General features: G+C 62.4%; 14 protein-coding genes. 13 read left to right on the top strand and 1 reads right to left on the bottom strand.

All coding sequences use genetic code 11. The annotated features are described in order from the left end of the window. Position 1 precedes the first annotated feature (1 nt). The 13 genes from ftsW (at position 2) to dnaE (ending at position 14681) form a co-directional block, all read left to right on the top strand. The gene (gene ftsW, locus AC1DLO_RS21125) at positions 2-1309 is read left to right on the top strand and encodes a putative lipid II flippase FtsW (RefSeq protein WP_476891055.1); all 1308 of its coding nucleotides are present in this window, start codon (positions 2-4) and stop codon (positions 1307-1309) included. A gap of 6 nt (positions 1310-1315) precedes the next feature. Next, positions 1316-2422: an undecaprenyldiphospho-muramoylpentapeptide beta-N-acetylglucosaminyltransferase gene (gene murG / locus AC1DLO_RS21120; protein ID WP_476891054.1), complete on the top strand. Its 1107-nt coding sequence runs from the start codon at positions 1316-1318 to the stop codon at positions 2420-2422. Next, positions 2419-3792: a UDP-N-acetylmuramate--L-alanine ligase gene (murC, locus tag AC1DLO_RS21115; RefSeq protein WP_476891053.1), complete on the top strand. Its 1374-nt coding sequence runs from the start codon at positions 2419-2421 to the stop codon at positions 3790-3792. Before murG ends, murC begins: the two co-directional genes overlap by 4 nt. Beyond that, entirely contained in the window at positions 3785-4624 is an 840-nt protein-coding gene (locus AC1DLO_RS21110) for a cell division protein FtsQ/DivIB (protein WP_476891052.1), read from the top strand. Before murC ends, AC1DLO_RS21110 begins: the two co-directional genes overlap by 8 nt. A gap of 216 nt (positions 4625-4840) precedes the next feature. Beyond that, complete coding sequence (gene ftsZ / locus AC1DLO_RS21105) at positions 4841-6073, top strand: cell division protein FtsZ (RefSeq protein ID WP_476891051.1); 1233 nt, start codon at positions 4841-4843, stop codon at positions 6071-6073. Positions 6074-6111: 38 nt separating this feature from the next. Continuing rightward, complete coding sequence (locus AC1DLO_RS21100) at positions 6112-6822, top strand: purine nucleoside phosphorylase YfiH/LACC1 family protein (protein WP_476891050.1); 711 nt, start codon at positions 6112-6114, stop codon at positions 6820-6822. Beyond that, a complete protein-coding gene (locus tag AC1DLO_RS21095; protein ID WP_476914597.1) occupies positions 6819-7568 on the top strand; it encodes a YggS family pyridoxal phosphate-dependent enzyme in 750 nt (249 codons plus the stop codon). Before AC1DLO_RS21100 ends, AC1DLO_RS21095 begins: the two co-directional genes overlap by 4 nt. 88 nt (positions 7569-7656) lie before the next feature. Then, positions 7657-8187, top strand: coding sequence for a cell division protein SepF (locus tag AC1DLO_RS21090; protein ID WP_184739004.1), 531 nt, complete (start codon positions 7657-7659; stop codon positions 8185-8187). A 103-nt stretch (positions 8188-8290) separates the two neighbouring features. After that, a complete protein-coding gene (locus tag AC1DLO_RS21085) occupies positions 8291-8578 on the top strand; it encodes a YggT family protein (RefSeq protein ID WP_184739006.1) in 288 nt (95 codons plus the stop codon). Between the two features lie 163 nt (positions 8579-8741). Next, positions 8742-9434 carry a DivIVA domain-containing protein gene (locus AC1DLO_RS21080; RefSeq protein ID WP_184739008.1) on the top strand — a complete coding sequence of 231 codons (693 nt, stop codon included), beginning with the start codon at positions 8742-8744 and terminating at the stop codon, positions 9432-9434. 93 nt (positions 9435-9527) lie between these two features. Beyond that, the gene (gene lspA, locus AC1DLO_RS21075) at positions 9528-10139 is read left to right on the top strand and encodes a signal peptidase II (RefSeq protein ID WP_476891048.1); all 612 of its coding nucleotides are present in this window, start codon (positions 9528-9530) and stop codon (positions 10137-10139) included. Then, entirely contained in the window at positions 10132-11076 is a 945-nt protein-coding gene (locus AC1DLO_RS21070; protein WP_476891047.1) for an RluA family pseudouridine synthase, read from the top strand. Before lspA ends, AC1DLO_RS21070 begins: the two co-directional genes overlap by 8 nt. A 47-nt stretch (positions 11077-11123) precedes the next feature. Further along, complete coding sequence (gene dnaE / locus AC1DLO_RS21065; protein ID WP_476891046.1) at positions 11124-14681, top strand: DNA polymerase III subunit alpha; 3558 nt, start codon at positions 11124-11126, stop codon at positions 14679-14681. Positions 14682-14751: 70 nt separating this feature from the next. On the opposite strand, the gene AC1DLO_RS21060 is transcribed toward dnaE, so the two are convergent. Further along, positions 14752-15252, bottom strand: a complete 501-nt coding sequence (locus AC1DLO_RS21060) for a flavin reductase family protein (RefSeq protein WP_184739017.1) — start codon at positions 15250-15252, stop codon at positions 14752-14754. Between the last annotated feature and the right edge of the window lie 21 nt (positions 15253-15273).

Genomic DNA, 15273 nt, shown 5'->3' with positions numbered 1-15273 from the left:
AATGGTCAGCACGCCCACGCGCACCGGGCCCGGGCGGGCCCGGGCCGGCAAGGCAGGAGCCCCCGCTGGACGTGCGGCCGGCGATGCTCGACCCTCGCTGCCGTCGCGCATTCGTTCCGGGATGGCCGGTTTCTGGTCAACGCTTGAGGGAAGCGGTAAATCGAGAAGCGGATCCACGTACTACCTCATCCTCGGCGCATCACTTGCGCTGACGGCCATCGGGATCATCATGGTCTTGTCCGCTTCCAGTGTCGAATCGATTGCGGCCGGCGAATCTCCCTACTCGATCGCCACCAAGCAAGGCATTTTCGCGGGTATCGGCATCGTCTTGATGCTGGTGCTTTCGCGGGTCAATGTCCTTTGGCTTAAGCGATTCGCGTGGCCCGCCATCGTACTTGCGGTCGCCTTGCTGGTGTTGGTTCTCGTGATCGGCAAGCGGGTCCTGGGTAACCAGAACTGGATCGAGATTGGCGGCTTCACTTTCCAGCCTTCGGAATATGCCAAATTCGCCCTGGTGCTCTGGATGGCCACGGTCCTTTCCGTCAAGGCAAAGCTCCTCGACAAGTGGACGCACGCCCTCATTCCGATCGTCCCGGTCTCCGGCATCATCATTACCTTGATCGTCCTGGGACACGACCTCGGAACCTCGCTGGTGGTCATGCTCATCATGGCCGCGGGCTTGTTTTTCGGCGGCGTCAATCTGAAGCTCTTCGCTGCGGCCGGCGGTGTTGCTGGCGCCGCGGCACTGATTTTGGCGTTGACCAGCGGCAACAGGATGTGCCGGATTACCTCCTGGATGGGGCAGGGCTGTGCGGCGGCAACAGACATCGGCTTCCAGAGTGAACAAGGACTCAACGCCCTTGCTTCCGGCGGCTGGCTTGGTGTGGGGCTTGGCCAGAGCCGCCAGAAGTACCAGTGGATTCCGGAGGCCCATAATGACTTCATCTTTGCCGTCATCGGTGAGGAACTCGGCCTGGTGGGAACCCTGGTGGTCCTCGTGCTTTTTGCGCTGCTCGCTGTTGCCATCTATCGCGTGGTCAGCCACCAGGAAGACCTGTTCGCCCGGGTGTTGGGCGGCTCGATCATGGCGTGGATGCTCGGGCAAGCCGCAATCAACATGGCTATGGTGGCCGGCCTGCTGCCCGTGATCGGCGTTCCACTGCCTTTCATCTCATATGGCGGCTCAGCGTTGGTGATGTCCCTCTGCGGCGTGGGCGTAGTGTTGTCTTTGGCCCGCGCCCAAATGGCTTCTGCCAGACCTTCCAAACCGCGTGGGCGGCCTGCGAAAACTGCACGAAAGCGTACATAGCACTCCATGAATTCCCAGCCTAAGCCCTTGTCCGTGGTCCTCGCCGGTGGCGGGACCGCCGGACACATCAGCCCGCTGCTCGCCATCGCCGACGCCCTCAAATCGCTGCGCCCGGATGCCACCATCCTTGCCGTCGGCACGGCCAATGGCATGGAAACACGCCTCGTTCCGGCTGCGGGCTACGAGTTGGCCACCATTGACCGGGTTCCGTTTCCCCGGAGGCCTTCCGCGGAGTTGCTCAGACTGCCCGGAAAACTCGCTGCCGCCGTCAAACAAGCAGGCCGCATTCTCGACAACGCGCAGGCCGACGTCCTGCTGGGCGTGGGCGGCTACGTTTGCACGCCGATGTACCTTGCGGCATGGCGTAGGAAGATCCCCATCGTCATCCACGAGGCCAACACCCGCCCAGGGCTTGCCAACCGGGTAGGAGCCCTGTTCACCAAACGCGTTGGCGTGGCCTTTCCGGAGACCCGGCTGAGGCATGCCCGCCATGTTGGAATGCCCATGCGGAAGGCCATCGCCGGCTTGGACCGGGCCGCTGGTCGCGCGGATGCGAGGCAATCCCTGGGGCTGGACGCCGGACAACCAGCGCTCATCGTGACCGGCGGTTCCTCCGGAGCCCAGAGCATCAACTGCACCATTGCCGGTGCGGTTGATGCTTTGGCGGAGGCGGGCATCCAAACACTCCACATCACCGGCCGCGGCAAGGCAGTCAAGAACGACGACGGCGCCCCCCTCGCGGCTGATGGTTACCACCAGGTGGAATATGTGGACGGCATGGAAAACGTCTACGCTGCAGCAGATGTCCTCCTTGCGCGTTCCGGAGCCGCAACGGTCAGTGAGGTAGCCGCCGTCGGACTCCCCGCGGTATTCGTTCCGCTGCCCGTGGGAAATGGCGAGCAAGCTATGAACGCCTCTGCCTTGGTCAAGGCCGGGGCAGCCCTTTTGATCGATGACGCGGCGCTGACCGCGGATTGGCTCAAAGCCGAGTTGATTCCCTTGCTCACGGATCAATCCCGCCTTGAAGACATGGCCGGCAAGGCAAAGGAACTCGGCATCAGAAATGCTGATCAGCGGATGGCTGATCTCGTACTGGAAGCGGTATCCGAATGACCCAGCCCCTCGCAGACCTCTATTCCCTCGGCCGGGTCCACTTCATCGGCATCGGCGGCGTCGGCATGTCCGCCGTCGCCCGCATCATGGTGGCCCGCGGCGTTGTGGTAAGTGGTTCGGACGCCAAGGACCTTCCCGTCATGCGGGACCTTCAGGCCGCCGGCGCCCGGATCGCCGTCGGCTATGCCGCGGGAAATCTTGGTGACGCCCAAACCGTGGTTGCAGGTTCGGCCATCAAGGCCGACAACCCGGAACTCGAGGCTGCCCGCGCGGCCGGCCTCCCGGTTTTGCACCGCTCCGAGGCTCTCGCGGCAACGATGGGCGCCGATCGCGTCGTGACCGTGGCCGGCACTCATGGCAAGTCCACCACCACTTCCATGGTGGCTGTGTTGCTCAAGGAAGCGGGCCTCGATCCATCCTTCGCCATCGGTGCCAATGTGCCCGCCCTCGGCGTCAACGCGGCGCACGGCACCTCGGACATCTTCGTTGCCGAGGCCGATGAATCGGACGGATCCTTCCTCAATTACCGGCCGCTCATTGCGGTTGTCACCAACGTCGAGGCCGATCACCTCGACTACTACGGCACGCCTCAGGCTGTCTATGCCTCCTTCGACAGTTTCGCGGCCCTGCTGCCAGCCGCTGGAGTCCTGTTCACCTGCGCTGACGACGACGGCGCCCGTGCCCTCGCGGAGCGGACCCGCTCAGCGGGCAATACCCGTGTCCTGAGCTACGGGACGGTGGCCGACGCCGACATCCGCCTGCACGACGGCGGTCCGGGAGATGTCTGGGTCTATGCCGATGGACGGCGGCACCGCCTCGATCTTCAAGTCCCCGGCCGGCACAACGCCCTGAATGCGGCTGCCGCGTTCGGCGTGGCCGTCGAACTCGGCGTGGCACCTGAGGATGCAGCGGCCGCACTGGGCTATTTCACGGGAGCGTCGCGGCGATTTGAATTCAAGGGGCAGGGGAGGGGCATTCGGGTCTACGACGACTACGCCCACCACCCCACGGAGGTCCGGGCTGCCTTGTCAGCTGCCCGCTCGGTGGCAGGCGGTAACAAGGTGCACGTGCTCTTCCAACCGCACCTGTTTTCGCGGACCCGGGAATTCGCGGGGCAGTTTGCAGAGGCACTTGGAGAGGCGGATACCGCCCTCGTGCTGGACATTTACCCGGCGCGCGAGGACCCCATTCCCGGGGTCACGAGCACCCTGATCACAGAGCGCCTTAGAAGCGGCAGGCTGGTGGCGGCGGGGCAGGACGCCCTGGACGCGGTTCTCTCCGCGGCAGGCGAGGGCGACATCATCCTGACCGTCGGAGCCGGTGACGTGACGGCTTACGGGCCCCGGATCGTGGAGTTGTTGGGTGGCTGATACCCGGAAGCCTACTTTCAAGCCGCGGGCGGGAACCCTGCCCGGAGTCGTCAGTGCTGAACGCAGCCTCGACGATCCTGTTGAGGTCCCTTCCGGTGGCGCGAACGGAAAAGACAGCAATGTGCTTGCCTTTCCGGAACCGAAAGGGCGTAAGCGCCGGCGGACGGTGCTAACGGTGCTGGCCATCGTTGTCGCCCTGGTTGCCGGCATCATCGTTGCGGCCATCTATTCACCGGTGTTCGCCGTGCGCACAGTGACGGTTGACGGGGCCAAGCTGCTCCAGCCCGCGGCCGTCCAGAAGGCACTGGAGCCGGTGAAGGGAAAACCGCTTCCGCAAATCAACGACGCCGAGATCGCCGCGCTGCTCAAACCGCTGGTCCAGGTACGATCCGTCAGCACGGAGGCCCGCCCGCCGTCGGAATTGTTGGTGCACATTGTGGAGCGGGTGCCTGTGGCACTGGTCAAGAACGGCGACAGCTATCTGCTGGTAGACGTCGACGGTGTCAAGCTTGGTTCAACACCTGATGCGGCATCGGTACCACTGCCCCTCATCGATGGACAAGGATCCAACCAGGACCTCTTCAAGGCGATCACTGGTGTTCTGGCGACGCTGCCGGCCGATGTCCTGGCAAAAATGGCAAGCGCCTCGGCGAAGTCGCCCGACGCTGTCGAGCTCAAGCTCAGTGACGGCAAGATCGTGGTCTGGGGAAACGCGGACGAGAAGGAGCTGAAGGCACGCGTCCTGGAGGCGTTGCTGAAGGCGCCGGTCAATCCGAAAGTTCCGGTGAATGTCTACGATGTCAGTGCACCGAGGCATCCATTTACCAAGTAGGCCATTTCATGAGGTAACTTCACTGGCGTTCGGGGGCTATTTTGGGGACTTTCACACGACACGCGGAGGCGGTCATTGAATGTCGGATTCATAGCCCATACCGTCACTTAAGAGTTACTTGACATAACTATAACCTTCAACTAGAGGGTTAAGGTCCAAGAATTCAAGTTGGACTCGATCTGTTTCGCTATAGGACACAAGCAAGGGGCACGAAACGTGGCAGCACCGCAGAATTACTTGGCCGTCATCAAGGTCGTCGGCATCGGCGGCGGTGGCGTGAATGCAGTTAACCGAATGATCGAAGTCGGCCTTCGCGGCGTCGAGTTCATCGCCATCAACACCGATGCCCAGGCTCTCCTCATGAGCGACGCGGACGTCAAGCTTGACGTCGGACGCGAGCTTACCCGCGGTCTGGGAGCCGGTGCCAACCCCGACGTCGGACGCCAGGCCGCCGAGGACCACGCCGATGAGATCGAAGAGGTTATCCGCGGAGCCGACATGGTCTTCGTCACCGCAGGCGAAGGCGGCGGCACCGGAACCGGCGGCGCCCCCGTCGTGGCCCGGATCGCACGCTCGCTCGGCGCCCTGACTATCGGTGTCGTCACGCGACCGTTCACCTTCGAAGGCCGCCGGCGCGCCGGTTCGGCCGAGGCTGGCATCGACGCGTTGCGCGACGAGGTCGATACCCTCATCGTGATCCCCAACGATCGTCTCCTCTCCATCAGCGACCGCAACGTCTCCGTCCTGGACGCTTTCCGTTCCGCTGACCAAGTGCTCCTGTCCGGTGTCCAGGGCATCACGGACCTCATTACCACCCCCGGCCTGATCAACCTCGACTTCGCCGACGTCAAGTCCGTCATGCAGGGCGCCGGCTCCGCCCTCATGGGCATCGGCTCGGCACGCGGTGAAGACCGCGCTGTCAAGGCCGCTGAGCTCGCTATTGCCTCACCCCTGCTGGAAGCGTCGATCGACGGCGCCCACGGCGTGCTGCTCTCCATTCAGGGCGGCTCGGACCTAGGTCTGTTCGAAATCAACGAGGCAGCGCGGCTTGTGCAGGAAGTTGCCCACCCAGAGGCCAATATCATCTTCGGTGCCGTCATTGACGACGCCCTGGGTGACGAAGCGCGCGTTACGGTTATCGCCGCGGGCTTCGACGACGTCAAGGCCACCTCGCCGTCCATGAACCAGCCGGCAGCCCAGCAGCCGGGCCAGCACCTGGCCCCTCCGGCTCAGGACCGTCCCGCAGCACCTTCGGCGGCTCCGGCCTACTCCGCGCCGCAACACGTTTCTGCCGGCGTCGGCGCTTCCGGCTTGAGTAACTGGGGCCAGCAGCGCCCCTCGGCTTTGCCGGCTGACTCGGGCTTCGACGTTGACCTTCCGGCCGTCGTCGAACCGGACCTTTCGGGAAGCCGTACCGACGACCTCGATGTTCCGGACTTCCTGAAGTAGCCGGTCCATACCAAGCCATTCAGGGGAGTTAGTCAGTAGTGTTTTGGTGGCGAAAAGAAGTGCGACCAGGAGTTTCGGTCGCCTTCTCCGATAGCAATGCGGGCAACCTCGCACTGCACGTCGCGGACAATCCTGAGGATGTCATGGTGCGCCGAGCCCGGTTGGAAACAGCGGCGGGGCTCGGCGAACGGCATTTCCAATACATGAACCAGGTCCACGGCATAGCCGTCGAATTCATCACCGGGGACGGTGACGGTCCAACGGCGGACGCCATGGTGTCCAGGGGGCAACCACTTGCGGTTATGGTGGCAGACTGTGTGCCCGTCGTGTTGTTGGGCGAGGGGCTGGGCAGTACGACGCCCGTTTTGGCGGTAGCTCACGCCGGCCGCGCCGGCGTTGTTGCGGACATCGTTTCGGCCACGGTCACTGAAATGCGGAGCCACGGCGCAACGGCCATCAGTGCCTGGCTCGGTCCTTCCATCTGCGGCGAATGCTACGAAGTTCCCGGTCAATTGCGTGCGGACGTTGCTGCCGCTGCCCCGGAAACCTGGTCCACAACCTCATGGGGCACGCCCGCATTGGATCTGCCCGCCGGTGTGCGCGCCCAGCTGAAAGCACTCGACGTCACGGTCGAGTATTCGGGAGAGTGCACGCTGGAGACCGCGCAGCTCTACTCGTACCGGCGCAATCAGCAAACCGGCCGCTTTGCGGGATTGGTGTGGACTCATGAGCGAGGCGTGGTCGCATGAGTGAGGACTTCCCGGCAGCGGAAACCGCCGGCACCGATGCGCGGACTGCCGAACTGCGAGAACGGCTTGGCGCCGTCCGGCAAAGGATTTCCGCGGCAACCCGTGCGGCTGGGCGCATGGAGGAGCCACAGCTGATCGTCGTCAGCAAGTTCCATCCAGCAGCGGACGTCGCCCGGCTCGTTGCCCTCGGAGTGACCGACGTCGGTGAAAACCGCGACCAAGAGGCGGCCGCGAAGGCCGCGGAACTTGCTGGACTCGCCTTGCGCTGGCACTTCATCGGTCAATTGCAAAGCAACAAAGCCAAGTCCGTGGCGAAGTACGCGTTTTCTGTCCAGTCGATTGACCGTCCGCAGCTCGCTGAGGCCCTGGCCAAGGCTGTTGCACGGCAGCAGGACGAGTCCGGCAGGCCGGACCTTCATTGCTACATTCAGGTGAGTCTTGAGGACGATGCCGGTGCCCATCGCGGCGGCGCCGMTCCTGCCGACATCGAGCGCCTTGCCGAATCGATCGCCATCGCCTCCGGGTTGCGTCTGGCCGGTGTGATGGCCGTTGCTCCCCTCGGAGCGCCTCCCGAGGAGGCTTTTGAGAAGCTCGCCGCGATTTCAAGGGATCTGCGGGGAGTACATCCGGAGGCTGTGGGGATCTCAGCCGGGATGAGCCAGGACCTCGAAGCTGCCGTCCAATTCGGTGCGACACACCTGCGAATTGGTTCGGATATTCTCGGTTCGCGTCCGCGGGTGGGGTAGCGTCAAAGTATTGGAAGCGACGGGCCGGGATTTCAGCTATGTCAAGTCATGGGCGGCCCGCCCACTGCAGACACGATAGGAGTCCAGCATGGCTGGCGCACTGCGCAAGACAATGGTTTATCTTGGGCTCGCCGATGGCGATGAACACTACGAGTCTGAGCAGCACGTGCAGCACACGGACGAGGACCGGTCTGTTGACCATCATCGCGAAGAGCGCCGCGCCCCTGCACCTGTACGTGAAGTAGTTCGTGAAGTCCCCCCTGTCGCCGAAGAGGAATACCGCGCACCCGTGACACCTATCAAGCGTGCGGCATCGAGCCGCGAAGACGCCTCCGGATTGAGGCAGATCACCACCGTCCATCCTCGCTCCTACAACGACGCCAAGATCATCGGCGAAAGTTTCCGGGACGGTATCCCGGTGATCATGAACGTCACCGACATGGGTGAGGCAGATGCCAAGCGCCTTGTCGATTTCTCTGCCGGCCTCGTCTTCGGGCTCCACGGCAGCATTGAGCGCGTCACCAACAAGGTCTTCCTGCTGTCGCCGTCGTACGTCGAAGTCCTCGGCGACGACAAGAAGGTCAGCGAAGCCCAGGCGACGTTCTTCAACCAGAGCTAGCCCAACACCAATCGATGCCAGGCAGAGTGATCTGCCTGGCATCTGTGTTGCAATAGAGGGACTGACCGAGAAAAGTGGCGAACTAGGAGATCTGAGCTAACCCGTGGGCATAGTTTTCGGCCTTTTGTACATTGCACTGATGCTGTTCCTGGTCACCCTCATTGTCAGGCTCGTCTTTGATCTGGTGCAGATGTTCGCGCGCCAGTGGCGCCCGCGTGGCGCTGCCCTGGTGGCCGCGCACGTGGTCTACTCCGTGACTGATCCGCCTCTGAAGCGGATTCGCCGGCTTATCCCACCCCTGCAGCTCGGTGGGGTTTCCCTTGACCTGGCATTTCTGATCGTGTTTATTGTCGTCAGCATCGCGATGGGATTCGTCTACACGCTGGCGTAGCTTTTCCGCAGGCCATTGCCGGCGATCTTTTTGCTCGGCGGTGTGCTGCAATCCTCCGATCCAACACGATGGTGTTGAATTGGGGGAATCAGATGATATTTAGGTACCGTAGTTTTGAACGGCCGGAAGGCCTACTGACTAACTAGACCAACGAGGTGACCAGATGGCTTTGACGCCAGAAGACGTTGTCAACAAGCGCTTTCAGCCGACCAAGTTCCGCGAAGGCTACGACCAGGACGAGGTCGATGACTTTCTCGACGAAATCGTCGTCGAGCTGAGGCGTTTGAACCAAGAAAACGACGAGCTGCGCAAGAAGCTCGCCGAAGGCGGAAACCCGGTTCCCGCCAGCGCAGTATCGGCACCCGTGGTCGAGAAAGTGCCTGCGCCGGTTAAGGCCGACAAGGACGCTCAGGCCAAGGCAGAAGCCGAAGCGAAGGCAGCCGAGGCTGACAAGAAGAAGGAACCGGTCGCGGCCGTTCCTGCCGCTCCGGCCCCTGCAGGGATCGCTGCTGTCGGCTCCCCCTCCGCCGAGTCCGCAGCCGGCTTGCTGGCCATGGCGCAGCAGATGCACGACAAGCACGTGGCCGACGGTGAGCAGCAGAAGGAAAAGATCATTGCCGAGGCGCAGATCGAAGCTTCCAGCCTTGTCAACGACGCGCAGGACAAGTCCCGCAAGATCCTCGGCGCCCTTGAGCAGCAGCGCTCTGTTCTCGAACGCAAGGTGGAGCAGCTTCGGGGCTTCGAGCGCGACTACCGCTCCCGCCTGAAGGCCTACATCGAAGGCCAACTGCGTGACTTGGACGCCCGCGGCTCCGTTGCGGCTCCCGAGGTTGGCGAAGCCGCCGCAGAGGTCTAGCAAGTATTCTGAAAGCCGGTGGCTGGGGATTCCTCGGCCGCCGGCTTTCGCGTGTTAAGGCACCAGAAGCCACGGTTACCGAATGAAAGTACTATGAGCGACGAACAAAATGACGGCACCACGGAGCCGCTCCGCACCAAAGTCCACACGTGGCGCCCCGCATTGCTCTGGGTTTTCGCAGGCTTCGCCGTCTTCGCGTACGCCTTCGATCAGCTGACCAAGCTCTGGGTGACCAGCACCATGGTTGAAGGCGAACGGACCCCCGTGCTGCCTCCGTTGCTGCATTGGTACTACATCCGCAACTCCGGGGCAGCCTTCTCGATCGGCGAAAATGTCACGTGGGTCTTCACGATCGTCATGGCTGCTGTGTCCGTAGCGATCTTGTTCCAGTTGCGTCGCTTGGGATCCGCCTGGTGGGCCCTTGCCCTCGGATTGCTCTTGGGTGGGGCGCTTGGAAACCTCACGGACCGGCTCTTCCGCGAGCCCTCTTTTGCCATGGGCCATGTGGTGGACTTCATCCAACTGCCCAACTTCGCTATTTTCAACATCGCCGACTCAGCGGTGGTTTCCGGCGTCGTGATTATCTGCTTGCTGACCCTGCGGGGGATTGGCCTGGATGGCTCCCGCCAGCACTCCTCTGGATCCCGCTCTGTCACGCCGGATAAAGCTGCCACACCGGATCATGAGGAGTCGGGCGATGTCTGAGCAATTCGTGGTGCCCGAAGAGCTGGGTGGGGCCAGGGCAGACGCCGGACTGGCGAAACTCATGGATATCTCCCGCTCTGCGGCTGCTTTGCTGATCGCCGAGGGCAACGTGACCGTCTCCGCGAGTGCGGCGGGCAAATCGGCCGCAGTGGGTAAGTCGGCGAAGCTCCTTGCGGGGTCCATGCTGGAAGTCACCGTTCCCGAACGCCGGGATCCCTTGGAAGTCGTGGAGGAAGTCGTGGAAGGCCTGGAGATCCTGTTGGACGATGAGGACTTCGTTGTCATCGACAAACCTGTTGGCGTGGCTGCGCATCCGTCGCCGGGGTGGGTCGGCCCTACCGTGGTAGGTGGCCTCGCTGGTGCCGGATACCGGATATCCACCTCCGGTGCGCCTGAACGGGCCGGGATAGTCCACCGTCTCGATGTGGGGACTTCAGGCGTGATGGTGGTGGCGAAGACCGAACATGCTTACACGGTGCTCAAGAGGGCCTTCAAGGAACGCACGGTGGACAAGGTCTACCATGCGGTCGTCCAGGGCCTGCCGGACCCCCTTGAGGGCACTATCGACGCGCCCATCGGGCGTCACCCGGGGCATGACTGGCGCTTTGCGGTGATCGAAGATGGCCGTCCCTCCGTAACCCACTACGAAGTCCTCGAGGCTTATGGCAAGGCGACCCTCGTGGAAATTCACCTTGAGACCGGCAGGACACACCAGATCCGGGTTCATTTCTCGGCCCTCCGGCATCCCTGTGCGGGCGATCTGACCTACGGAGCGGATCCGCGCCTGGCCGCAAATCTAGGACTTACCCGGCAGTGGCTGCATGCGCGCCAGCTTGGCTTCAACCACCCCCGTACTGGCGAATGGGTGGAAGTCACCAGCCAGTACCCGGAAGACCTCCAGTACGCGCTGGAGCTTCTTGAGAGCGGCAACGCATAGGGAGAATTCTGCTCCATTCGAGTGACCCCTGCCGGTAGACTGTCGTGGTGACTTCCAGCAATGACTCGTTCGTCCATCTGCACACCCATACCGAATACTCCATGCTGGATGGTGCGGCCCGTCTCACCGAGTTGTTCGATGAGACCGAGCGGCTGGGGATGCCTGCGCTTGCCACCACGGACCACGGTTACCTGTTCGGTGCCTTCGATTTCTGGAAGAAGGCCACCGACAAGGGCATCAAGCCGATCATCGGCGTCGAGGCCTATGTCACCCCGGGGACGGCGCGCGGGGACAAAGAGCGCGTCCGCTGGGGCGAAGAGAGCCAGCGCAAGGATGACGTCTCCGGTGGTGGCTCCTACACCCATATGACGCTGTTGAGCTACAACAACGTCGGCATGCGCAATCTGTTTCGGGCATCCTCGATTGCTTCCCTCGACTCGGTGTTCGGTAAATGGCCCCGGTTGGACCGCGAGCTGCTGAACACCTATTCCGAGGGCCTGATCGCCACCACCGGGTGCCCTTCCGGTGAAGTCCAGACCCGGCTTCGGTTGGGGCAATACCGCGAGGCCCTCGCGGCGGCTTCTGAGTTCCGTGACATCTTCGGTGCGGAAAACTACTTCTGCGAGCTAATGGACCACGGCCTGGACATTGAGCGGCGGGTCACGGGCGACCTGTTGCGGTTGGCCAAGGAACTGAAGCTCCCATTGGTGGCCACCAACGATCTCCACTACACGCATGAGCATGACGCCAAGGCGCATGAGGCCCTGTTGGCCATCCAATCGGGTTCCACCCTGTTGGAGCCGACCTATGACAACGGCGGCTCCCGATTTGCCTTCTCCGGCAGCGGTTACTACTTGAAGTCACCGCAAGAGATGCGTGAGTTGTTCCGCGATCATCCCGAAGCGTGCGACAACACCCTGCTGATCGCGGAGCGCTGTGAGGTGTCCTTCAACACAGGGGCCAACTACATGCCTCGTTTCCCTTGCCCGCCGGGCGAGGACGAGACGTCGTGGCTGGTCAAGGAAGTGGCAACCGGGCTCGATTACCGCTATCCCAAGGGCGTCCCGGACAAGGTACGCAAGCAGGCCGACTATGAGCTTGACGTCATCACGTCCATGGGGTTCCCGGGGTACTTCCTGGTGGTGGCCGACTTCATCAACTGGGCCAAGAACAACGGCATCCGGGTGGGCCCGGGCCGTGGTTCCGGTGCTGGCTCCATGGTGGCGTATGCCATGCGGATCACCGACCTCGATCCCCTTGAGCACGGCTTGATTTTCGAGCGCTTCCTCAACCCGGACCGTGTGTCCATGCCTGACTTCGACGTCGACTTCGATGATCGCCGCCGCTCCGAGGTCATCGACTATGTCACCCGGAAGTACGGCGACGAACGCGTCGCGATGATTGTCACCTACGGCACCATCAAGACCAAGCAGGCGCTCAAGGACTCCTCCCGCGTGCTCGGGTACCCGTTCAGCATGGGTGAACAGCTCACCAAGGCCTTGCCGCCGGCCGTGATGGCCAAGGACATCCCGCTCGCGGACATCCAGAACCCGGAGGCCAAGCGCTATGGCGAGGCCGGGGACTTCCGCCAGCTCATCAGCACGGACCCCGAGGCTGCCAAGGTCTTCGAGACCGCACTGGGCATCGAAGGACTGAAACGCCAGTGGGGCGTGCACGCCGCCGGCGTCATTATGTCTTCGGACCCCATCATCGACGTCATTCCTGTCATGCGCCGTATCCAGGACGGCCAGGTCATCACGCAGTTCGATTACCCGACGTCCGAGGGCCTTGGGCTGATCAAGATGGACTTCCTCGGCCTGAGGAACCTGACAATCATTTCCGACGCCCTGGAAAACATCAAGATGAACCGTGGAGTTGATCTTGACCTGGAGAACCTGGCGTTGGACGACGCCGCGTCGTATGAGCTGCTCGCGCGCGGTGACACTTTGGGGGTGTTCCAGCTCGACGGCGGACCCATGCGGTCCCTGCTCAAGCTCATGAAGCCTGACAACTTCGAAGACATCTCCGCCGTGTTGGCTCTGTACCGGCCGGGTCCCATGGGCGCCAATGCGCACACCGATTACGCCCTCCGAAAGAACAAGATCCAAGAAGTCATTCCCATCCACCCGGAGCTCGCGGAGCCGCTGGAGGACATCTTGGGCGGTACCTTCGGTCTGATCGTGTATCAGGAGCAGGTCATGGCCGTGGCCCAGAAGCTGGCAGGCTATTCCCTTGGCCAAGCCGATATCCTGCGCCGTGCAATGGGCAAGAAGAAGAAATCCGAGCTGGACAAGCAGTTCGCTGGATTCTCCCAAGGAATGCAGGACAACGGCTATTCCATGGCGGCCGTGAAGACCCTCTGGGACATCCTGCTGCCGTTCTCGGACTACGCCTTCAACAAGGCGCACTCGGCCGCGTACGGGGTCATCTCCTACTGGACTGCGTACCTGAAGGCCCACTACGCCCCCGAATACATGGCCGCCCTGCTCACCTCCGTGGGCGACGACAAGGACAAATCGGCGATCTATCTCAACGAATGCCGGCGCATGGGCATTACCGTCCTGCCGCCGGACGTCAACGAGTCAAGCCTCAACTTCACCCCTGTCGGAACTGATATCCGCTTCGGGATGGGGGCCATCCGCAACGTTGGCGTCAACGTCGTGGAGGCCATGGTTGCGGCCCGGGCGAGCGAGGGCGCCTACACCTCCTTCAAGGATTTCCTCATGAAGGTGCCCGCGGTAGTCTGCAACAAGCGCACCATTGAATCCCTCATCAAGGCAGGCGCGTTCGACTCCCTTGGCCATCACCGCCGCGCGCTGGCGATGGTGCACGAAGAAGCGATCGACTCCGTCATCACGCTCAAGCGCAATGAAGCGATCGGCCAGTTCGATCTCTTTGCTGGATTCGAGGACCAGGAGCCGGAGGCCTCCCTGAGCACGGAGATCCCGGACCTGCCGGAATGGGAGAAAAAGGACAAGCTCGCCTTTGAGCGGGACATGCTTGGGCTTTATGTCTCCGACCATCCATTGCAAGGACTCGAGGGTGTCTTGAGCCAGCATGCCGAGCAGTCGATCACGTCGATTCTGGGAGAAGACGGACCGCACGACGGCGCCATCGTCACCATTGCGGGCATGATCACTTCGCTTAGCCGCAGGATCGCCAAGGCAAGCGGCAACGCCTACGCGAGGGCGGAGATCGAAGACCTGGGCGCTTCCATCGAGGTGATGTTCTTCGGCCAGGTCTACGGCCCTATCGCTTCGGTCCTCGCAGAGGACCTGATCGTCGTGGTCAAGGGCCGCCTGCAGCGGCGCGACGACGGTGCGGTCACCCTGAACTGCATGGAGCTCTCAGTACCGGATCTGAGCGAAAGCACCAACGGGCCGCTGGTCATCACGATGCCCACCTACAAGGCAACCGAGGCCGTAGTCACTGATCTTCGCGATGTCCTGAACACCCACCGGGGAAACTCCGAGGTCAGGCTCCACTTGCAGAGTGATTCCAAGGTCGAAGTGATGGGCTTGCCCGTGCACCTGCGGGTCAATCCCACCCCATCCCTTTTCGGTGATCTCAAGGTTCTTCTTGGCCCGACCTGCTTGGACAGTTGATCGGGCGCGGCTACCTGAGCCAGCCGGCCGGTGACCGTCCGGCGCAGCCGGTGACGCTAGATTTCCTGCGCTAGATTTCGTAGTCGAGCGGAACCGGTTGGCCGTAGGATCCCGAGTGGTACAGCAGGGGAGTGTCATCTTCGCCAACAAGTCCATCAACGACTTCGACCACGACGATCGCGTTGTTTTCGAAGGACAGGCGCATCTGGATCTTGCCGATCAACCAGCCGGCCACGTTTTTCAGTATGGGGACATCGAAGGGTCCGGGTTCCCAGTGATCGCCTTCGAACCGTTCCTGGGTGCGGGCGAATCGGTCGGCAAGTGCTTGGTTCTCGAGGCCCAGCATGTGCAGGCCGATATACGTTGAATTCGCCACTGCGGGCCAGGAACTGGAACTGCGGGACATGTTGAACGTGAAGCGGGGCGGCTCTGCCGACAGGGAAGCCACCGACGTGGCGGTGAAGCCGAAAGGCTTGCCGTTGAGGTCGGCGGTGATTATGGCGACCCCGGCGGCATGCCGGCGGAACATTTGCTTGAATGTTCCCTCAAAAGCCGATTTTTCCGAAGCCACTTTGCTCGATCTCCTGCATGA

Source organism: Arthrobacter sp. 01T419 (assembly GCF_056398865.1).
Note: the sequence above shows the minus strand (reverse complement) of the source record. Positions and strands in the feature narration are given on the sequence as shown.